The organism is Gordonia sp. G4 (assembly GCF_057770005.1).
Genome location: NZ_CM173442.1, coordinates 874,078 through 894,896, shown reverse-complemented (window position 1 = coordinate 894,896; position 20,819 = coordinate 874,078). Strand labels below are relative to the sequence as shown.

Sequence of the window (20,819 nt, the reverse complement as noted above, 5' to 3'; positions counted from 1 at the left end):
TCAGAGTTGGAATTCCGGGAGGCGAACAGTCAGGCCGTCCCACTCCTCAGTCGCGATCATCTGGCAGGACAGCCGCGAGGTTCCTTCCCGTTCCGGATGCATGCTCAGCATCTCTTCCTCGCCCTCGCCGCTGCGCCCGACGGTCTTGATCCACGCCGGGTCGACAATGACGTGACACGTACCGCAGGCCGCTTCGCCACCACAATCACCGTCGATGCCGGGGACGGCTTCGTCGACGGCGGTCTGCATGAGCGACTTCCCCTCCACGAGATCGGCTTCGTAGTCGTCTCCATCGTGGGTGATGTATGTGATCGTGGCCATGGCCACCTCCTTGCACGTATGAGGTTCCCCTTGAGTGTGAATGTGCGGATCCCGACCGATCCATGTGTGAACGTCGCAATCTGTTGTTAATCTGGCTCACGTGACCCTCGGTGAATCCGGTGTGCCCCCGTTGGCGTTTGCACAGCTTCTCGACAGCGGTGCGCTGGGCACGGAGGCGACGAGCGCATTCGGTCGGATAATGGCCCAGGAGGGCACCGACCTCAGAACGTTGATCACGCAAGAAGCGCAGGTGCCGATGCAATGGTTTCATGACGTGTATCCGACGATGGGGCCGCACGACGGGTTTCGGCTGGGCCTCGCATTCGCTGAGCACGCTCAGCTGACCTCCTTCGGTCCACTGAGCCTGCCGCTGGTCAGTGCCGGGTCGGTCGTTGACATCGTCGAGTTGCTTCGTTTTCTGCCGTTGATCTCGACGGCGCTAAGTGCGGACTTTCATCATGGCGCCAGTGGTCTTACCATCGGTCTCGCAGGGCGCACCGACAGCGCGGGTACCGACTGCTTTGCCGTCACTTATGGGGGCCTGACCGTTCTGCGTCTGGTGAAAATACTCACAGGAGATGTGTCCTCAGCAGAGTTACACCTGACCTGCCCGGCGCCGACCGAGCCGCTGAACGTGGGAGAGATAGGGCATCGAGTCGTCTTCGATGCGCCAGCGTCATTTGTTCGCATACCAGCCGAGGCGCTTCATGAGGTGTGCCGCTTTTCCGATCCCGTCGCCTACCGGATCGGTACCGCCGAACTGCGACGGCTCTGCGATCAGCGGCGTCACAACTCGTACACGCAGCGCGTCCGAGCCCAGTTTGATGCAGACCCTGCTCGAGTCAACGCTAGTCGGATCGCAGCAGAGCTGTCGGTATCGGTAAGCACACTCAAACGGCACCTACACGCCGAGGGCACCACCCTGCGCCGCCTACGACAGCAATTCATGCAGGAGCACGCCATCCTCCGACTTCTCGATCCCGGCGTCGGAATCGGCCAGATTGCTACCGAACTGGGGTACTGCGACGTCGCAAGCTTTTCTCATGCGTTTGCTCGGTGGGTCGGCTGCTCCCCGTCGCAGTTTCGACTTCGACGTGCACGCCCGCCAGCCGCATGAATGCTCGACCAGCCCAATCGGGGCGTCAGCTGATTACACCACAACGAATTTCGCGACTGGTTCATAACGTTTCGATACGGTAACCCGGGCCCGCCCCGTCCGAAGCGCACGGTCGTTACAAGTCAGCCAGCATCGCCTACGCGGCAATTCTCAGCCACACCTCAACGTCTGCCGCCTCGCCGAGGACACCAGCCGGTTCGTTCTAGCCACCGTTATGGCCGCCATGGTGGGGTTCTCGAACAGTCTCGGCGAGGAAGTCGGTCGTTATGGCATCGGAGTCTCACTCGTCTGCCCTTCGGAGGTCAACACCGACTACTTCGAACGGAACGATGCAGACATGGGGTGGTACCCCCGGATGTCGCAGTGGTTTCCGGTTCTGGAGCCCGAAGACGTCGCTCGACGAACTGTCCGGGCGATACGCACCAACCGGCGTGAGGCCATCTTTCCCTGGGAATGGCGCTGGCCACCTGGCTGCACAAGCGATTCCCGAAGATGGGGATCAGTGTTCTCAAAGCGCTCGGCTTGGCTTGTTCCGTCCACGCGTCATCCCGCCGGGGGAGCTGGCGGGCTTGCGAACAAGGCGAGAATGACAGCGTGGATCTGCACGACGGATTCGGCACGCGAACCCCGGAGCTGGAGCAGGTGGCTCACGGTGAGTCGTACGAAGATCTCGGTGATCGACTCCAGCGCGAATTCGTCGAGATCGGGCTTCCGAGAACGGATCTGATCGGCTACCACCTGCGTCGCCCGCCCGAGGACGACCTCTGAGTCGACGGTGACCAGCGACAGGAGTTCGCCGCCCTGGAGTCTGCCCGAGATGATCGACATCAGAAGCTCGTTGTCCTCACCAAGGGTCAGTGTGCGCTCCGCGGCGGCTGTGAGTCCGTCAACGATGTCCTGTTCGTCCGCGATGCCCTCGACGACCCCGTGGAGGAAGCGGTCTGCCTCGCGTGCGATCAGCGATGCCGCAAGCTGATCCCTGGTCCCGACCTCGTTGTAGAGGGTCGTACGGCTGATTCCGACCTCGCGCGCCACCCGGGACATGTTCACCGCGGACCATCCCCGTTCCACCACGAGATCGCGAGCGGAGTCGAGTATGCGATCGCGCAGCAGGTCGCGTACTTCGTCGTGGAAGCTCGGGGGCGTAGCCATGTGTCCATCATGCCCGAATTGGCATGCAGGCCTAAGGCGCCCGCCTGAGTGTTTGACACATTAGGCAATTATGTGTAGAAACAATACAGTTCATCTCACAGTGTCAACACACTGTGTCCGGCCGCACCGCCCCGCTTGGCCAGGACGGACAGAAGCGGCGACCGGCACACGGTCATCACAGGGACGTGTTCCTGTAGAGGCTCAATCAGCCACGTAATACCCACGCCCACAGACGATTGCGAGCATCCAATGAACGCTGAGGCGAGCGAGAAAGACACCGACTACGACGTCCTGGTGATCGGCTCCGGGTTCGGCGGCAGCGTCACCGCCCTTCGCCTGGCAGAGAAGGGCTACCGGGTCGGCGTTCTCGAAGCCGGCCGCAGATTCGACGATGCGGACTTCGCCAAGACCAGCTGGGACGTTCGACGATTCCTGTGGGCGCCGAAGCTGGGTGCGTACGGGATTCAGCGCATCCACCTACTTCGCGACTGTGTCATCTTGGCCGGGGCGGGAGTCGGGGGGGGCTCTCTCAACTACGCCAACACCCTTTACCAGCCGGGATCAGCATTCTTCGGCGATCCGCAGTGGGCGCACATCACAGACTGGGAAGACGAGCTGACGCCCTACTACGACCAGGCGCGTCGCATGCTGGGCGTGGTCACCAACCCGCACATGACGCCTGCCGACGAGATCATCCGGTCGGTGGCCGACGACATGAGTGTCGGCGACACGTTTGTCCAGACTCCGGTCGGGGTGTACTTCGGCGAGCCCGGTCGTACCGTGTCGGATCCCTACTTCGGTGGGGTCGGACCGGATCGCACCGGCTGCATCGAGTGCGGCGAGTGCATGACAGGTTGCCGTCACGGTGCCAAGAACACGCTGCTCAAGAACTACCTCGGGCTCGCCGAACGCGCTGGAGTGGTGGTGAATCCGCTGACCACCGTCACCGACGTGCGTCAGCGACCCGATGGCTCCTGGACAGTCGACACAGTCAAGACCGGTGCCTGGATTCGTAAGCGCGAGAAGGCGTTCACCGCTCACAATGTCGTCTTCGCGGCGGGTACCTGGGGTACCCAGCAGTTGCTGCACAAGCTCAAGGACTCCGGCCGCCTTCCTGAGCTCTCGACGCGACTGGGCGAGTTGACCAGGACCAACTCCGAGTCGATCCTCGGGGCCACCCGTTACCGCGTCGACGAATCCCTCGACCTCACCAAGGGCGTGGCGATCACGTCGTCGTTCTACCCCACGCCGGACACCCACGTCGAACCCGTCCGATACGGCAAGGGCTCCAACGCGATGGGGTTGTTGCAGGCGCCGATGACCGACGGCGACGGACGGTTGCCGCGATGGCTGCGATTCATCGGCGTCGCGCTCCGGGATCCACTCGCCACAGCACGTGTCCTGGCGGTGAAGGGCTGGAGCGAGCGGACCGTGATCGCACTGGTGATGCAAAACCTCGACAACTCGATCACCACTTTCACAAAGCGCGGTCTGTTCGGTCGCCGGCTCACCAGCAAGCAGGGGCACGGCGAGCCCAATCCCACCTGGATCCCCGCGGGCAACGAAGCCACGCGGCGCATCGCCGAGAAGATCGGCGGCACCTCCGCCGGAACGTGGGGCGAGGTGTTCAACGTGCCGATGACCGCACACTTCCTCGGCGGATGCGTGATCGGGGACGATGAGGACAACGGTGTGATCGACCCATATCACCGCGTGTACGGCTATCCGTCGCTGAGTGTGGTCGACGGTTCGGCCGTGTCCGCGAATCTGGGCGTCAACCCGTCGCTGACCATAGCTGCTCAGGCCGAGCGGGCCGCCGCGTTGTGGCCGAACAAGGGGGAGAAGGACCTTCGCCCGATCCAGGGTTCGGGTTATCGGCGCATCGAGCCCACCGAACCCCGGTCGCCGATCGTGCCGGTCTCGGCGCCTGGAGCGCTGCGACTGCCCATCATTCCTGTCCGTCGAGTGGCAGACGAGAAGATCTCGCGGGCCGCAACGCGTGAGAGCTCCGACGCCCGATGAGCGCACTCGCCCCCGAAACAGCGCTCCCGGAACGACGCCAATCGTCAACGCTCGCACCGGTTCTCAAGAAGGCGCGCCACGGTACCGAAATGGTCGGCGACTTCTTCCTCACCTTCTGGGGCATCGTCAAGATGCTCCCACGGCGTCCCTTCCAGTGGCGTGAGCTGGTGGCGCAGGCGTGGTTCATCGCGAGCGTATCGATTGTCCCGACCATGCTGATGTCGATCCCGTTCTGCGTCATGGTGGTGTTCCAGATCAACGTTCTGCTGAACGAGATCGGTGCGATCGACCTGTCCGGTGCGGGCGCGGGTGTGGCCGTCATCCGAGAGATCGGACCCATCGTCACGGTTCTCGTCGTCGCGGGCGCAGGTGCCACCGCGATCTGCGCCGATCTCGGTTCGCGCACCATCCGCGAAGAGATCGACGCCATGAAGGTGCTCGGTATCGACCCGATCCAGCGACTCGCAGTTCCGCGCGTGATCGCCTCCTGCGGCGTCGCGGTGTTCCTGAACGGCCTGGTGACCGCCATCGGCCTGGCCGGGGGATACGTGTACGGCGTCTTCCTCCAAGGTGCCACGCCGGGTCAATACATCACCGCGATCCCGATCCTCACCGGAATTCCCGACCTACTCATCAGCGAGCTCAAGGCCGGCATCTTCGGTCTGCTGGCCGCACTGGTGGCCTGCCATCTCGGCTTCAACGCGGGAGGCGGACCGAAGGGTGTCGGCGACGCCGTGAACCAGACCGTTGTCTTCAGCTTTGTGCTGCTGTTCCTCGCGAACGCGGTCATCACCACGCTCGCACTGCACTGAAGGCCTCGACATGACTGCGCGAACACAAGAGCAGGGACCACGTTGACATCGACTCAGATGCCCACCGAACCGTCGCGGCGACTGACCGACCGGTTGGACGCCGGGAAGGCGCTGAAGCCCGCCGAATCCTTCGGAGAGAAACTGGCGTTCTACGGGGTGGCGCTGCGGGCGGTACCCAAGGCGATGACCCACTATCGTCGCGAGACCTTGCGCCTGCTAGCTGAGGTGTCGCTCGGCGCAGGTGCACTCGCCATCATCGGCGGGACCGTCGTGATCATCGGATTCCTCACGGCTGCAGCCGGATACGAGGTCGGTCAACAGGGATCGAGTTCACTGGGGCGCGTCGGTGTGGAAGCGATGTCGGGCTTCATTTCCGCCTTCTTCAACACCCGCGAAGCGATCCCGGTCATTGCTGGCGTCGCACTCACGGCGACGGTGGGCTCCGGTTTCACTGCGCAACTCGGTGCCATGCGCGTGAGCGAGGAGATCGACGCGCTCGAGGTGATGTCGGTTCAGTCGCTGCCCTATCTGGTGTCGACGCGGATCGCGGCGGGACTCGCCGCTGTGGTGCCGCTGTACGCGATCGCCCTCTTCACCGGGTACGCCGCCACCAAGTTCGTGAGCGTGTTCCTGTCGGACCAGTCGCCGGGCACCTACGACCACTACTTCCGGCTGTTCTTGCAGCCCGGTGACATCGCGATCTCACTGTTGAAGGTGATCGTCATGGCGGTCGCCGTGATGGCGGTGCACTGCTACTACGGCTACAACGCCAGCGGTGGACCGGCCGGGGTCGGCGTCGCTGTCGGCCACGCCGTCCGCACGTCACTGATCATCATCATGATGGTCGACTTCATCGTCGGTATCGCCTTGTACGGCGGCGTCCACGCGACTGTGCGGGTGTCGGGATGATCGAACACTCACGCAGACAACACCTGCTGTACGCGTTCGTCGCCTTCGCCGTGGTGGTGGGCGTCGTCGTGGCTGCGCTGATGTCGTACAACGGCAGGTTCCAGGCCACCGGGTCCATCTACCTGAACGCCCCGCGCACGGGGCTGCTGCTGGTGCCTGGATCGGACGTCAAGCTGTACGGCGTAGTGATCGGTCGTGTCGCATCTGTCGACGTGTACGGCGATCACGCTCGCATCGAGCTGGCGGTGGAGGAAGACCAGCTCGGCGATCTGCCGACGAACGTCCGGGCGGAGATGGAGCCGACCACGCTCTTCGGCCGCAAGTACGTCGCGCTGACGATGCCGGAGCAGCCGGCGGCATCGACGTTGAGCGCCGGTGCCACCATCGACACCTCGCAAACGCCGGTCGAGGTCTACGACACTTTCGAGTTGCTTGTCGGAATTCTCGACCGTGTGGACCCGGCGCGGGTGAATGCAACCCTGACCGCTGTGCAGACCGGCACCGTCGATCGGGGCGAGAAGCTCGGCGAGCTGGTCGACTCGGTGAACACCTACCTCGCGACCTTCAACAAGTCACTGCCAACTCTGCAACGGGATCTCGAGCTCGGTGCGGACAATCTCGACACATTCGCCGGACTGTCACCGGACCTGATGGCCACCGTCCGTCACCTCACCACCACCTCGAAGACGATTGTGGAGAACCAGTCGCAGCTGACTGCGTTCCTGTTGAGCTTCACCGAGTTCGGGAACACCGGCAACCGGTTCATGACTAACGCGGGCACGCCACTGGTGAAGGCCGCCGACGCCCTGGCGCCGCCGGCGCAGGTGCTCGGAGACTACGGACCGATCTACCCGTGCTTCCTGGACGGACTGAACACGAGCCGCAAATATCTCGAGCGGGCGTTCGGCGGAGCGAGACCGGGCCTCGACATCGTCGGCACCCTGCTCATCGGCGACCCGCCATACCGACCGGGCATCGACGCGCCCGAACACACGGCAGGAACGGCGGGACCGAGCTGCTACGGCTACCCGCGCGCACCCGGCGAAAAGGGGCCGGGGCACGTCGACTTCGACGACGGCAGTCACGCGTACCGCGATGTGAAGTCGATCGAAGACGTCATCGGAAACCCGTTCGCCTCGATGATCTACGGAATGACGAAATGACAATCACCGGACCGGCCATCAAGCTGGGGATCTTTCTCGCTGTCAGCTCGCTGATCACCTCGGCTCTGTTCGTGATCGTCGGCGACCTGCGTTTCGGTCCGACAACGGTTTTCCGCGCTCAGTTCATGTCCGCATCCGGCCTGCGGACCGGCGACGACGTCAAGGTGGCCGGTGTGGTGGTCGGGAAGGTCACCGATGTGGACATCGTGGACTCCGGTGCGGCTGCGCAGACGGGTCTGGGAGCAGAGGTCCGTATGGACGTCGACTCCCACATCCCGGTGACGACCACCACCAACGCCTACATCAGGTACAAGAACCTGATCGGTGATCGGTACCTCGAGCTGAAGACCGACCCCGGAGACGTGGGTAGGAGGCGGTCAGCCGACAGCGTGATCCCGGTATCGCAGACCAAGCCGGCTCTCGACATGGATGCACTCGTCAACGGGTTCAAACCCCTACTGACCGGGGTGAATCCAGAGCAGACCAACAAGCTGTCCGCTGCGCTGGTCTCGGTACTCAACGGCCGCACAGCCGATATCAGCGATCTGATCACCCAAATGGGTGAACTCGGCGAAACCATCGCCGATCGCGACGCGACGATCGGATCGGTGGTCACCGATCTGAACACCGTGCTCGTAACGGTAGCGGATCGCCGGGAGGCCTTCGGCAGCGTCGTCGTCCAGTTGCAGGAGCTGGTCTCCGAGCTTGCCGGTGATCGCCGGCTGATCGCCGACGGCCTCACGAACATCGCGGGCGCGACCACCGAGCTCGACGAGCTGCTGTCCCGAGCCCGCCCCGATCTCACCTCCGACATCGAGCATCTGCGCGGTCTGGCCCAGAACCTGAACAGCAACACTTCAACGATCAACATGCTGCTCGCGAAGATGCCGGAGGCCTATCGGCTTCTGGGCAGGTCGTCGGGCTACGGCAGTTTTGTGAACTTCTTCGTGTGCGGCCTCGCGATCCGCTATCCGACGCTCGACGGCGGACATGCGGACACACCGATGGTCCAAGTCCCAGCTCGGCGCTGTAAGTGAGGGAGACAACCAGATGAGGTCAAAACATCATGAGATCTGACGACTCCCGCCGTCGAATCCGGGCCGGTCTAATCGGAATCGGCGCGATACTCGCGGTTCTCGCGCTCGCGTTCAACTACCGCTCGATTCCGTTCCTGCCCGGCGTGACCGTCGTGGTCGCCGAGTTCTCCGACGCCAGTGGCCTGAATCCCGACGACGAAGTGCACATCGCCGGCGTGGCCGCGGGGAGTGTGCAGTCGATCGAGCTCGCCGAGGACCACGTCGACGTGACGATGCGGCTCACCGACGGCTGGGAGAAGCTCGGTTCCGAGACCACGGCCTCGATCAAGGTCGAGACCGCGCTCGGGCGTCGCTTCGTCCAACTCACGACCGCCGGCCCCGGCGAGCTCGGCGACCGAATCCCGGTGTCGCGGACAAGTTCCGGCTTCGACCTCACCGAGTCACTCGACCAGCTCACCGAGACCGTCGGAGACACCGACAAGAAGAGCGTCGTCGACGCGGTCGAGAGCCTCGACAAGGTCATGAACGATCTCCCGTCCGACATCGGCGGCTCCCTGGAGAACGTCGCCGCTGCGGCACGGACGGTGTCGTCGCGCGATGCCGGAATCCGGACGCTTCTGCAGAAGGCCGATTCGGTTTCCGACGTGCTGGCCGAGCGAAAGGGCAACATCACCAGGCTCATCGACGACGGGTCGGTGCTGTTCGAGACCCTCGTCGATCGGGCCGAGGTGATCCGCAGGCTGCTCACCAGCCTGCGCGCAGTATCCACCGAGATAGAGACGTTCGTCCATGACACCGGATCGTCCACCCCACAGATGCTCGAGGAGGTCCGTCAGGTGACGGCCACGCTCAACGCCAACTACGCCATGATCCCTCCCGGCGTTTCCGGAGAGCTCATGGTGTGAGCGCTTCCTCCGGATTGAGGGTGCGCATGCGATCGTAGTGGAGTTGCTCTGCCCGGTCGGGGGTGAGGTCGTGGCAGTAGCTGTGTGGTCGTTCTCGGTTGTAGAACGCCACCCATTCGGCGGTGCCCAGCGACAACTCAGTGGCTCCATGGAACAGGGGCTGGTTGTCGACCAGTTCGTTCTTGTAGTCCGAGTTCACCGATTCGGCCAGGGCATTGTCGAAACTGTCCCCGACGGTGCCGATAGAGGCCGCGATCCCTTCCTCGGCCAATCGCTGCCCGAACACGATGGCAGTATACTGCGATCCGGCGTCGCTATGATGGACGAGTTTGCTCAAATCGACTACCCCGCAACGTTTTCTGTTGTCGATCGCATTGTTGATCGCATCGGTCACCAAGTTCACCGTCATCTCCGTGGCCACCTTCCAGCCGACGATCTTGCGGGCGAACACGTCAGTCACGAAGGCTGTGTACGCCCAACCGGATTCGGTGCGGCAGTAGGTGAAATCGGCCACCCACAGGCGGTTGGGTGCCGCGGCATAAAACTGCCGGTCGACCAGATCCGTCGGCCGCTTGGCCGCCGCGTCAGGGATGGTCGTGCGCACCCGTTTCTTCTTGATCGCGCCGTGCCATCCCATCTCCCGCATGACCCGTTCAACCGTGCAACGGGCGACATCTAATCCGTTGCTGCGCAGCATTATCCATGTCTTTCGTGAGCCCAGAACGCGGGTCAGGGGTTTGTTCTTGCGGAGCATGAAGATCGCATCGATGACCTGCGCGTCAGCGAGCATACGGGCGCTCGGCCCGCGGTTGATGTGGTCGTAGTATGTGGACGGGGCGATGCGCCAGCCGTGCTCAGAGAGCACGGCGCACATCGAATCGACACCCCAGATAAGACCATCCGCACCCACCCGATGTCCCTGGTGGGTGCGGATGAAGTCCACAATTACCGGTGTGGCCGGTCGATTTCGGCCGCGAAGAAAACCGACGCCGCTTTCAGGATGCCGTTGGCCCGTTTGAGTTCGGCGACCTCCTGTTTGAGCCTGCGGATCTCCTCGTTGTCGGCCCTCGAGGCGCCTTCCGCATCAGCGGCCGGGGCCTTACGAACCCACTGACGGACAGTCTCCGCCGAGGTCACCCCCAACAGATCTGCGGTCTTGCGCATCGCCGGCCACTCCGCCGACCCGTGGGCCACCAACTGGGCCACCATGTCCACGGCGTCTCGCTTCAACTCAGCCGAGTACCGCTTCGATCCTGCTGCCATAGGTTTCATCCTCCCTTGAGAGGAGCCCTCCGGAAATCCCGGGAGGGATCACCAACCTCGAAAAGTCGATCAAGGGGATGCGCACATTCGTCATGCAATTCGCCGACGTCCTGGGCAGCGGACCGTTCTTCTCAGTACTGCTCCAGAACATCACGCCGGCCAATCTCCGCGGCCAGCAGCCGGGCAGTCCGGGAGGCGGGCGATGAGCACGTCATCAGCCGTCAACCGACTCGGCGGGCCCGCGGTCATCGCCCTCGTCATCGTCGCCATGGTGGCCGTGACCGCGGCGAAGGTATGGGAGAGCACGCACACCTCACGGGCCACAATCTGGTTCACGGACGGCACCGGGCTGTTCGTCGGCGATCCGGTCAAGATGCGCGGCGTCACCATCGGCACTGTCGAAGCAGTGGAGGCCACACCGGCGAAGGTTCGCGTCGAGGTCTCGTACGACGACTCGGCGTACGTGGACTCCGAGGCACGGGCGGCGATCGTGGCGCCGACCCTCGTCTCCGGTCGGTATGTTCAGTTCGTCAACCCGGTCAAGCGATCGCCGGCTGGTGCGCTGGAAGACGATGCCGTGGTGGAGGTCGGCCGGACCGCGGTCCCGGTCGGGTACGACGAGATCAAGAAGCAGGTGACCGACCTCGCGCACCAACTCGGACCTTCCACCGGCGATGAGAAGGGGGCGCTCAGCCGACTCATCGACACCTCGGCCGGTGCGCTCGACACCAGCGGCGGCTCACTCCGGAAGTCGGTCGATGCGCTCTCCGACGCGATGAGGACGCTCTCCGCGGCCGGCCCCGACCTGTTCAGCACAGTCCGCAATCTCCAGCAGGTCGTCACCGCGCTGCGCACCGCCGACCAGCAGATCGTCGGTTTCGCCTCGCAACTCGACGACGCGTCGGCCGTGCTCGACGACAATCGGACGCAACTCGATGCCGCGATCCGTGCCCTCAACTCGATGGCCCCACGCCTGCGCGACTACTTGAAGCAGAACCAGGGTGCGCTAAGCCGTGACGTCAAGGACCTCACCAGGGTGTCCCGACTGCTCGTCGACAGGCAGGACGATCTGGCTCAGATCCTGCACACGGCGCCGACCGCGCTGTCGAACCTCTACAACATCTACGACCCGGACTCGAACTCACTGACGGCCGGTCTCGCGGTGGCCGACTTCCCGGATCCGGTGTCGCTCATCTGTGCACTGCTGACAACCGTGGACGCTCCCAAGTCGGAATGCCAGAAGGCCGAGACCACCCTGACCCGGGTCATCACGTCCGAGATGGCACGCTCGACCGGTCGCCCCGAGGAGGGAGGACGCTGATGGGACACAAGCGCTTTCACGTCGGCGCGGGACTGATCGCGGCGGCCGTCGCGATGTCGACGGTGGCGGGCTGTCGGTTCGACGGCGCCAACTCGTTGTCACTGCCAGGCGACGCCGTCTCCGGTGACAGCTACAGCATCACCGTCCAGTTAGCCGACGTGCAGAACCTGGTGTCGAACTCCCTGGTCAAGCTCGACAACGCGAATGTCGGGCAGATCCGGTCCATCACAGTGCGCGAGTCGTTCGCCGAAGTGGACGTGGAGCTCTCCGAGGGAGTGGAGATCCCGAACGGTTCGACCGTGAAGCTGGCACAGACCTCGGTGCTGGGCGCGCAGTACCTGGAGTTCATTCCTCCCGCGGAGCAGACGCCGGGCAAGCTGTTGCCCGGCGACACACTCGATGTCAACAGCTCCGCAGCCTATCCGTCGACCGAGTCGGTGCTGGCGGCCTTGTCGCTGATCCTCAACGGCAGTGGCCTCGAACAGCTCCGGTCGATCATGACCGAGCTCAACGACGCCACCGATGGCCGCACAGCCGCTGCCAACCGAGCGATATCTCAACTCAAGACCTTCGTCTCCGGACTACACAAGCAACGTGATGACATCGGCCGCGCCATCGATTCGCTCGGCAAGCTCAGCGCCACGCTGGCCGATCAGAGTTCGACCGTGGCGGAGGGCATCGACAACCTGGAACCCGCCCTGACCGTGCTGGCGGACCAACGCGAGGAGCTGGTCACGATGCTCGATCGCGTAGGAGTGTTCGGCGCAAAGGTGGGCAGCGTGATCGCACGCAGCAACGCCGATCTGAACTCCATTGCCGCGGAACTCCGTCCCGCACTGAAGGGGCTCGAGGAGTCCGGCGACGACCTGGTCGGCTCGCTCATCGTCGGGCTCACCGTTCCGTTCCCGGTGACCGTCATCGACAAGGGAATGAAGGGTGACTACCAGAACCTCTTCCTGACCCTCGACCTGTCGGTGGGCGCCATACGCGACAAGGTGCTCGGCAGTATTCCCAAGGTGGCCCTGGCCAGGATGGCGACCTCGCGGCAAGCCGCGGACCCACTCCGCGCTCCATTCGGACTGCGCACCCCCACAACGGATCACAGCCCATCGAAAAAGACCTCACCGCAGCCCGCCGGGATGGGGGGCCCCCGATGAAACTCACCAGACTGGTGCGATGGCAGCTCGTCGTATTCGCTGTCCTCACCGTGGTCAGCGTAGTCTACGGGACTGTCACCTACGTCGGCATCGGTCGGGTCACCGGCATCGGATCGTATCGCGTGGTCGCCGAGTTCGACACCGCCGGCGGCATTTACGAGACCGGACTGGTGACCTATCGAGGTGTAACCGTGGGACGGGTGGATTCGGTAGACGTCGATCTGGCCGACTTGTCGGCGCCGGTTCGCATCACCCTGCGCATCGATTCGGACAACACGATCCCGCGAAACAGTGCGGCGCACATCAGGAGTCAGTCTGCGGTCGGGGAACAATACGTGGATCTGATTCCCCGCGACAACGGCGGGCCCGCGCTGACGGACGGAGACGTGTTGTCGGCCAAGGGCAATGAGGCGCCCACGCCCACCAAAGACGTCCTGGAGAGGACCATGAACCTCGTTGCGACGATCTCGCCCCAGAATCTGGAGACGACCGTCGACGAGGTGTCCGACGGGCTAGGACAGACCGGTGATCGCCTGGCTCGGTTGATCGACGCATCACAGCGGCTGCTCGAGTTGGCGCAGATCGATATCGGCCCCACCACCCGGCTGATCGACGACGCCGAACCGCTGTTGACCACTGGCAACCGGGTGGCCGCCGACCTGACCTCTGCGGTGGCGAACCTCGCGTCGTTCACCGATCAGCTCGCGCTGAGCGATGAACACTTGCGGACTCTGCTGACCCAGACCCCGTCGGCAGCCGACCAGGTGTCGGCCACCCTGACCGAGCTGACGCCTACGCTGCCGACGCTGCTCGCCGACCTCCAGTCCGTGGGACAGGTGCTGCGCGTCAACGTCCCCAACCTCCGGCACATCCTGACCGTCTATCCGGCGTTCACGTCGGGAACCCTGAACTCGGTCGACGGCTACGCGCTCGGCCAGAGTCCGCAGGCTCCACTCGACATCAAGCTCGGAAACACGCTGAACCCGCCCCCGTGCACCGAGGGATATGGCGGCAGCCGACGTCGTGACGCATCGGACATGCGGACTGTGCCGGTGGTTCCGGACCAGTACTGCGACGCGCGCCCCGACAACCCGAAGGTGGCGCGTGGCGCCCGGAACGTCCCGTGCGCGACCGACCCCCGCGTGAGGACTCCCTTAGTGGCCGATTGCCCCGGGGGACTTCCGTCCACGTGGCCGGAGATGTTGTCGCGTCCGCACTCTATGGGCGACGCCGGCGGTGACCCAGGGGCGAAGAGGGTGCCGAAGCGCTTACGTACAGCGTCGAAGCCGGTGCCGTATTCGGAGACCACCGGAAGGTTCCGAGGGCCCGACGGGGTGACGTACTTCGTGGGAACACCCACCAACTCAGCTTCGGCGAAAGGAAAGGCGACATGGCAGTCGTTACTGATCAAGTAGAGGCCACCGGTCCGGAAGTCGACGACGACGCGGTCGGCCCGGAGAGCGCCGGCGAAGGGGCGGGCACTGCTCCACTCCGGTCCGTGGTCACCGTGTGGGCGCTGGTGGCGGCCCTCGTGGCGGTGCTCGCGCTGCTCGGCGTGAAGGGCACCGATCTCTATCAGGCCAAGCAGGACGAGAAGCGGAACTCTGAGGTACTCGACGTCACCCGCGAGGTGGTCGCCGGACTCGTCAGCCTCGACTACCGCCGGTCGAAGGCCGACCTGGATCGGATCAAGTCCGTCGCCACCGGATCCTTTCAGCAGCAGTTTGAACAGCTGGCGACGTCGTTCGAGCAGGTCCTTTCCTCCGGCGAGGTCCTCTCGACTGGATCGGTCAAGGAGGCGGGGATCATCACCGCCGACGACGACGCCGCGCAGGTCCTGGCCGCGGTCAGCTCGATCGTCAAGAACACCGAGGCACCCGACGGGCAGCAACGCGTCTATCGGATGAAGGTGGATCTGACGGCCGCCGACCATGCGTGGAAGGTCAGCAACGTGGAGTTCGTGTCATGAACGCGGGGAGCGCGGACCAAGAGGCGTCGACCGACGCGAAGGCGGCAGAACCGAGGAGGAAGCCATGAACAAGGTTGTGGAGCAAGATATCTCATCCGAGTTCGCCGAGGCGGAGGTGGATCGCGACGTCGACACCGACGCGGCGCCTACCGACGGCGCCGAGAAGCAGGACAAGGTGCGCGGCGGTCATGTCAAACGACTCGGCCCCGTCGTTGTGAGCTGGCCCGCCAGACTTTCGACAAAGGCGCGTAACGGGTTGGTCAGGGTGCTGGCGGCACTCGTGATCGCCGGCGCCGGTGGACTCGGCTACGTGTGGTTCGCGACGAGCGCGGCGACGACGGAGGCATCGGCGGGGCAGTCCGCGCTTGCATCGGCACGTACCGACATCCCCAAACTGCTCAGTTATGACTACCGAACAGTCGACACCGCGCTGCCCGAAGCTGCCGAGACCATGCTGACCGGCAGGTTCCTCGACGAATACACCCAACTGGGCGAATCAGTTATTCAACCTGCTGCCAAGAAGGAGCAGATCGTCACGAACGCCGAGGTGGTCGACGCCGCACTCGTCGCGTCGGACGCCGATCACGCAACCGTCCTGCTCTTCGTCAACCAGACGACGTCCAAGAAGGACGCTGAGGGGCCGCGACTCGACGGCAGCCGCATTCGCGTCCAGATGGCCAAGGACGGCGATCGCTGGAAGATCTCCGAATTCACACCGGTGTAGCCGCGGAAACCCTGAGCCATCCACACCACACCATGGAGAACAACTCATGACTCTCACCACCGATTTCACCACAGTCGCGGAGCTCGACAGTGCGCTGCTACGACTCAGCGCAGGCGAGCGCCGGTGGGCAGACCTCCCGCTGACCCGGCGCGCCGACCTTCTGCAACAGGTGGCGCACCAGGCGGCCGAGCAGGCATCGGATTGGGTTGAGGCCGCGTGCCGTGCGAAGCGGATCTCGCCCTCATCGCCGCTCGCAGGCGAAGAATGGCTGTCGGGGCCGTACCCGGTCATCACGAACGCTGCCACGCTGGCCCGTTCTCTGCGCGACCTGAGCTGCGGCGACAGTCCCATCGCCCACGTACCGACTTCCGTCGCTCCCGGCGGTCGTGTTGCGCTCGACGTCTTTCCCCATCAGATCTGGGATCGGCTACTGCTGTCGGGCGTCTCGGCCAAGGTCTGGCTGAAGCCGGGGGTGAGTGTCACCCAGGCGCGGTCGGCGGCGGGATTGGCGCAACTCGACCCCGCGACGACGCACGGCATGTCAGTCGTCCTCGGCGCCGGCAACATCACCTCGATCGCCGTGCTGGACACCCTGTACGAGCTGATCGCGCACAATCGCGTCGTGATCCTCAAACTGAACCCCGTCTTGGGCGAGATGTTCGACGCGATCAACGCCGTCCTGCGACCCCTGTCCGAGCGCGGCTTCGTGGAGGTCGTCAGGGGCGGTGTCGAGGTCGGCTCGTATCTCGTCGATCACCCGAATGTGGCGCATGTCCACATCACCGGAAGCTCGGCAAGTCACGACGCCATCGTCTTCGGCACCGGCCCGGAAGGCGAGGCCCGTCGCCGGGCCGGCGTACCGAAGCTCGGCAAGACCATCACCAGTGAACTCGGCGGCGTATCACCCACCGTCGTCGTCCCCACCGGGTGGTCGGCCAAGGACATCCGTTTCCAGGCGGAGCACCTGGCCACCCAGCGTCTGCACAACGGCGGCTACAACTGCATCGCCGCCCAGGTTGCCGTGATCCCGTCCGAGTGGTCCAAGAAAGGGGAGTTCCTCCGGGAACTCCGCGACCAGATCGACAAGGCTCCCGCGCGGCCAGCCTATTACCCCGGAAGCGACCAACGGGTCGCCGCGGCAGCCGACCGGCACGCCACGGCCAACGCACGCGAGAACGGCCGGCTGCTGATCGAGGGGCTCTCACCGGACCAGGTGGCCGAGGCCTTCACCGTGGAGTACTTCTCGCCCGTGCTGGCCGTCGTGGAGATCCCCGGAGACGGGATTGCCTACCTCCGGGCAGCGAGCCGCTTCGTCAATGAGCGGCTCGAGGGCACTCTCGGCGCCAACGTCTTGGTGCACCCGAGATACCGCCGCAAGCTCGGTCGAGAGTTCGAGTGGTTCGTGGAATCGCTCCGCTACGGCACGATTGCGATCAACGCGTGGACGGGGGTCGGTTATCTCACCGCAGCAGCACCATGGGGCGGCTTTCCCGGTGCGACCCTCGTCGATGTCGAGAGCGGAATCGGATTGGTACACAACGCATCACTGGTGGACGACACAGAGCGCACGGTCGTGACCGGCCCGTTCCGCCCGCTGAGCCGATCTCTGATCACCGGCCAGCTGTCGATCACGCCGAAGCCGGCGTGGTTCGTCAGGAACACGCATGCGCACCATGTAGGCCGAAAGATGGTTGCATTCGCGGCAGATCCGAAGGCCACCCGGCTGCCGTCGCTCTTTGCGTCCGCCTTACGCGGCTGACGCACCGCGCGCAGCGAGGTGCCCCGTCACGAAGCGTACGGGGTGTGGTGCGTCCACCTCAGGCCGGCTCGAGCGCCCGCTTGGCCTTCTCCAACGCGGCGAGCGTGCGCAACACGGAGTCGCGCTTCGCGGTCAGGTCGGACACCTTGGCCTTGCCACTCAAGCCGCCATCCTTCTGCGCGACCTGCAGACGTTCCTCGATCTCGGTGAGCTGCGCCAGGAGGCTCTGCGCCCGGCTCATGAGCTCGGCGCGGTCGGGTCGTGAGACGTTCGCCGGCCCGGCGACGCCGGACCTGACATTCTGCGGCTTGGTGGCCACCGCCTTCCCGCCTGCCTTCGTGGGCAGTCGTCGTCGCGGTTCGACGCTTCGCCGCCGGGAAGCAGCAGGGGGAGTCTGCGTGCGCGTCTGGTTGAGCACCGTCCGCGCCTCTCGCCGCGGAACTCCGCGATTTCGTCGGTGGACGAGCACCACACGCAAACACTCGAAGTGGTTTCGGTCACGAACGCATCGGCAGCAGCGGGATTCACGGGGAAAAGAGTACGAAACAAAGTTTTTCACCCGGAAATCGGGTTTCCGGTACACCGTATCCCGCCGCTGACTTGACCCGCCGGACCGTCCCCGACGCGCTGTTCATCGTCGTCGAGCAACTCGGACCCACCCTCGTCGTTGCGGACACGAGCTCGAGCCGGCGGCGGGGCAGTGGCGTTTACCGGCCACCCCCGGCGGGAACCTCATCTGCGTGCGATTACCTTCGGTACAGATGACGACGTGTCGGGCTGGAACAACCGGCCCTGCTCGACGGTGACGACCGTGTACCTGGCCGAGGCATTGCTGGTTGTGGCGGAGGGTCAGCAACCTCCGGGTCTGATGCCGGCCCGGCAGCAGATGGCGGTGTCCCTGGGCTGGCACATCGTCCTTGCGTGTTTCGGGGTGGCGTTCCCGACGATGATCTTCGTGATGCGCCGTCGCGGCATCGTGCGCGACGGCCCTGTCGCAATGGGACTGGCCCGACGGTGGGCCAAGGTGTCGGCAGTGCTGTTCGCGATCGGCGCGGTCTCGGGCACGATCCTCAGCTTCGAGATGGGTCTGCTGTGGCCCGGTTTGATGGGCCGGTTCGGTGACGTGCTGGGATTGCCATTCGCGTTCGAAGGGCTGTCGTTCTTCGTCGAGGCGATCTTCCTCGGGATCTACCTCTACGGCTGGGACCGCATGCCGCCTCGACGCCATCTGCTGATGCTGATTCCGATGGGCATCGCCGGGGTCGTCGGGACGTTCTGCGTGGTCTCGGTCAATGAGGTTCCCCCCGAACCGTAGAGGCATCGATAGTGAGGAGCACGATGCCAGAGAAGCGGAAGAAGTACGACCGGGAGTTTCGTGATGGGGCGGTCCGGATCGTCGAGGAGACAGGTAAGCCGATCGCCCAGGTCGCTCGAGACCTGGGGGTCAACGAGGGCACCTTGGGTAACTGGGTCAACCGGGCGCGCGCCGAGCGGGAGGGCCGCGGCGAGCTGACCGTTGATGACGCTGCTGAGCTCAAACGGTTGCGTGACGAGGTCGCTGAGCTGCGCATGGAGCGTGATGTCCTCAAGCGATCAGTGGTCCTGTGGGTGAAGGAGGCGGGCCCAATCCCCGGGTGAGGCAACGGGTTTGCACATCACCCGGGGCTATCGCCGGGACACCATCGACCGGGCCGTGGCGGTGGCGTTCGACAAGGCCCGCGGCCTGCACGGGTCACCGCGCCTGCATGCGGATCTGCGTGCTGACGGGTGGACGGTGACCGAGAAGACTGTCGCTGATTCGATGTGTCGTCAGGGCCTGGTCGCGCGGCGGATCCGCCGGCGCAACGGGCTGACCCGTCAGGACAAGACCGCCCCGAAGTTCCCCGATTTGTTGGGTCGCGATTTCACCGCACAGTGCCCCGATCAGCGGTGGGTCGGCGACATCACCGAGATCCCGACCGCGGCGGGCAAGCTGTATCTGGCCACGGTCATCGACCTCTACAGTCGCCGCCTGCTGGGGGCGGCCACCAGTCGTCACCCGGATGCAGCGTTGGCGTGTGCGGCGATCGAGATGGCGGTCGCCACGCGGGGCGGTATGCAGGCGATATGGCGTGATGACGATGCGCAGAAGCTGATTTTCCACACCGATCGTGGGTCGACGGGCGGATTCAACTGGTCGTCGCAACACCCTGATTCTCGGAGGTGTGCGGCGTGGTTACAGCGGACTGGAGCAGGAAGACCAGCGATGTGCCGGTAGGTGTTCGTCGACAGTGGCGTGCTGATCGTGCACTTCGGCCGGCGATGCGATCGCCGGGGCGGCCGGAGCCGTCGCGGCAGGTGCAACGTGAGTTTTGGCGGGTGGTCGCGACGGGGGTGAGCACGGCGCAGGCATCGATCGCTGTCGGTGTGTCGGTGCCGGTGGGTACACGGTGGTTCCGCCACGCTGGCGGTATGAGGCCGCTGAGTCTGGATGAGCCTTCGGGCCGCTATCTATCCTTCGCGGAACGGGAAGAGATCGCGCTGCTTCGCGTTCAGGATTGTGGGGTGCGTGAGATCGCACGGCGGATCGGGCGCAGTCCGGCCACGATCTCGCGTGAGCTACGGCGCAACGCCGCAACCAGGAGCGGGAAGCTTGAGTATCGGGCGTTGGTGGCGCAGTGGAAAGCCCAGCAGGCCGCCAAGCGCCCGAAAACAGCGAAGCTCGTGGCCCACGTCGAGTTGCGGGAGTACGTACAGCACCGCCTGGCCGGCGTTGTCCGCCGTCCCGATGGCACGATCGCTGCGGGCCCCACGCCACCACCGTGGAAGGGGCTCAACAAGCCGCACCGTGCCGACCGGCGGTGGTCGCCGGCGTGGAGTCCAGAGCAGATCTCCCAGCGTTTGAAGGTCAAAGTTCCGGCCCACGATCGGAGCGGTGTACCGGCCAGCCGGCCAGTGGATGTTTCGTCGTTCTGTCAGGGTGTTGCGGATCTCCTGGGTGGGCTCAGCGCTGTCGGGAAGGCGTCCGCGGACTCCTCGCGCCAGGGCCGAGGCCACAATGTGGCCATCAAGTAGCAGTCGGGCAACCCGGGCATGGACCCGGTCGTTCCCACTGAAGCCGTTGGGAAGCGTCATGCTCTGCCTTGTATATGCGAGGACTGCGGCCAGGTCCTCAGCGAACCGGTAGACCATGAGTTGCTCTTTCAAGT

20 protein-coding genes and 2 pseudogenes are annotated in these 20,819 nt (G+C 64.6%); 18 read left to right on the top strand and 4 right to left on the bottom strand.

The features are described 5' to 3' along the window. Positions 1–321 (bottom strand): 2Fe-2S iron-sulfur cluster-binding protein, encoded by a 321-nt coding sequence (locus AC3B5T_RS03810; protein ID WP_005195134.1) that lies wholly within the window; start codon positions 319–321, stop codon positions 1–3. Positions 322–421: 100 nt separating this feature from the next. On the opposite strand from AC3B5T_RS03810, the gene AC3B5T_RS03805 reads away from it, so the two are divergent. After that, positions 422–1,438, top strand: coding sequence for a helix-turn-helix domain-containing protein (locus AC3B5T_RS03805; protein ID WP_005195135.1), 1,017 nt, complete (start codon positions 422–424; stop codon positions 1,436–1,438). Between the two features lie 543 nt (positions 1,439–1,981). Here AC3B5T_RS03805 and AC3B5T_RS03800 read toward each other — a convergent pair. Next, positions 1,982–2,590, bottom strand: a complete 609-nt coding sequence (locus tag AC3B5T_RS03800) for a TetR/AcrR family transcriptional regulator (RefSeq protein WP_005201328.1) — start codon at positions 2,588–2,590, stop codon at positions 1,982–1,984. Between the two features lie 249 nt (positions 2,591–2,839). On the opposite strand from AC3B5T_RS03800, the gene AC3B5T_RS03795 reads away from it, so the two are divergent. From AC3B5T_RS03795 to AC3B5T_RS03770, 6 genes are read left to right on the top strand one after another with little or no spacing between them, the layout of a single operon-like run. Further along, positions 2,840–4,612, top strand: a complete 1,773-nt coding sequence (locus tag AC3B5T_RS03795; protein WP_005201331.1) for a GMC oxidoreductase — start codon at positions 2,840–2,842, stop codon at positions 4,610–4,612. Next, the gene (locus tag AC3B5T_RS03790; RefSeq protein ID WP_005201333.1) at positions 4,609–5,424 is read left to right on the top strand and encodes an MlaE family ABC transporter permease; all 816 of its coding nucleotides are present in this window, start codon (positions 4,609–4,611) and stop codon (positions 5,422–5,424) included. The genes AC3B5T_RS03795 and AC3B5T_RS03790 overlap by 4 nt, the downstream gene beginning before the upstream one ends. A gap of 57 nt (positions 5,425–5,481) precedes the next feature. Beyond that, on the top strand, positions 5,482–6,333 hold the full coding sequence (locus tag AC3B5T_RS03785; protein WP_006369842.1) for an MlaE family ABC transporter permease: 852 nt from the start codon (positions 5,482–5,484) through the stop codon (positions 6,331–6,333). Beyond that, positions 6,330–7,496, top strand: a complete 1,167-nt coding sequence (locus AC3B5T_RS03780) for an MCE family protein (protein WP_005201337.1) — start codon at positions 6,330–6,332, stop codon at positions 7,494–7,496. Before AC3B5T_RS03785 ends, AC3B5T_RS03780 begins: the two co-directional genes overlap by 4 nt. Further along, positions 7,493–8,533 (top strand): MCE family protein, encoded by a 1,041-nt coding sequence (locus AC3B5T_RS03775; protein ID WP_005201339.1) that lies wholly within the window; start codon positions 7,493–7,495, stop codon positions 8,531–8,533. The genes AC3B5T_RS03780 and AC3B5T_RS03775 overlap by 4 nt, the downstream gene beginning before the upstream one ends. A 29-nt stretch (positions 8,534–8,562) precedes the next feature. Continuing rightward, positions 8,563–9,438, top strand: coding sequence for an MCE family protein (locus AC3B5T_RS03770; protein WP_488358258.1), 876 nt, complete (start codon positions 8,563–8,565; stop codon positions 9,436–9,438). Here the strand turns inward: AC3B5T_RS03770 and AC3B5T_RS03765 are convergent. After that, positions 9,428–10,701, bottom strand: a protein-coding gene (locus AC3B5T_RS03765) for an IS3 family transposase (RefSeq protein WP_156354424.1) whose coding sequence is annotated in 2 segments (ribosomal slippage) — positions 9,428–10,422 and positions 10,422–10,701 — 1,275 coding nt in all. Because the reading frame shifts where the segments join, the coding sequence is not laid out codon by codon here. The genes AC3B5T_RS03770 and AC3B5T_RS03765 overlap by 11 nt on opposite strands. 77 nt (positions 10,702–10,778) lie before the next feature. Here AC3B5T_RS03765 and AC3B5T_RS03760 point away from each other — a divergent pair. From AC3B5T_RS03760 to AC3B5T_RS03730, 7 genes are all read left to right on the top strand, one after another. Beyond that, positions 10,779–10,907, top strand: coding sequence for a hypothetical protein (locus tag AC3B5T_RS03760; protein WP_488358257.1), 129 nt, complete (start codon positions 10,779–10,781; stop codon positions 10,905–10,907). Then, a complete protein-coding gene (locus tag AC3B5T_RS03755; RefSeq protein WP_005201342.1) occupies positions 10,904–12,022 on the top strand; it encodes an MCE family protein in 1,119 nt (372 codons plus the stop codon). The genes AC3B5T_RS03760 and AC3B5T_RS03755 overlap by 4 nt, the downstream gene beginning before the upstream one ends. Continuing rightward, complete coding sequence (locus tag AC3B5T_RS03750) at positions 12,022–13,179, top strand: MCE family protein (RefSeq protein WP_006369841.1); 1,158 nt, start codon at positions 12,022–12,024, stop codon at positions 13,177–13,179. The genes AC3B5T_RS03755 and AC3B5T_RS03750 overlap by 1 nt, the downstream gene beginning before the upstream one ends. Continuing rightward, positions 13,176–14,594 (top strand): MCE family protein, encoded by a 1,419-nt coding sequence (locus AC3B5T_RS03745; RefSeq protein ID WP_005201346.1) that lies wholly within the window; start codon positions 13,176–13,178, stop codon positions 14,592–14,594. Before AC3B5T_RS03750 ends, AC3B5T_RS03745 begins: the two co-directional genes overlap by 4 nt. Beyond that, the gene (locus tag AC3B5T_RS03740; protein WP_005201349.1) at positions 14,570–15,148 is read left to right on the top strand and encodes a hypothetical protein; all 579 of its coding nucleotides are present in this window, start codon (positions 14,570–14,572) and stop codon (positions 15,146–15,148) included. The genes AC3B5T_RS03745 and AC3B5T_RS03740 overlap by 25 nt, the downstream gene beginning before the upstream one ends. A 64-nt stretch (positions 15,149–15,212) precedes the next feature. Further along, positions 15,213–15,872: a hypothetical protein gene (locus AC3B5T_RS03735; protein ID WP_005201351.1), complete on the top strand. Its 660-nt coding sequence runs from the start codon at positions 15,213–15,215 to the stop codon at positions 15,870–15,872. A gap of 46 nt (positions 15,873–15,918) precedes the next feature. Further along, on the top strand, positions 15,919–17,631 hold the full coding sequence (locus AC3B5T_RS03730) for an aldehyde dehydrogenase family protein (protein WP_006369840.1): 1,713 nt from the start codon (positions 15,919–15,921) through the stop codon (positions 17,629–17,631). Between the two features lie 58 nt (positions 17,632–17,689). Here the strand turns inward: AC3B5T_RS03730 and AC3B5T_RS03725 are convergent, their stop codons facing one another. Further along, positions 17,690–17,950: a hypothetical protein gene (locus AC3B5T_RS03725; protein ID WP_010844852.1), complete on the bottom strand. Its 261-nt coding sequence runs from the start codon at positions 17,948–17,950 to the stop codon at positions 17,690–17,692. A 450-nt stretch (positions 17,951–18,400) separates the two neighbouring features. Between AC3B5T_RS03725 and AC3B5T_RS03720 the strand changes: the two genes are divergently transcribed. The 4 genes and pseudogenes from AC3B5T_RS03720 to AC3B5T_RS03705 form a co-directional block, all read left to right on the top strand. Beyond that, the gene (locus tag AC3B5T_RS03720) at positions 18,401–18,946 is read left to right on the top strand and encodes a cytochrome ubiquinol oxidase subunit I (protein WP_005201356.1); all 546 of its coding nucleotides are present in this window, start codon (positions 18,401–18,403) and stop codon (positions 18,944–18,946) included. 23 nt (positions 18,947–18,969) lie between these two features. Further along, complete coding sequence (locus AC3B5T_RS03715) at positions 18,970–19,269, top strand: transposase (RefSeq protein WP_006369839.1); 300 nt, start codon at positions 18,970–18,972, stop codon at positions 19,267–19,269. Beyond that, positions 19,247–19,882: pseudogene (locus tag AC3B5T_RS03710) on the top strand (DDE-type integrase/transposase/recombinase); the annotation flags it as partial. The gene AC3B5T_RS03715 and the pseudogene AC3B5T_RS03710, both read left to right, overlap by 23 nt. Before the next feature lie 50 nt (positions 19,883–19,932). Next, positions 19,933–20,523: pseudogene (locus tag AC3B5T_RS03705) on the top strand (transposase); the annotation flags it as partial. Positions 20,524–20,819 lie beyond the last annotated feature (296 nt).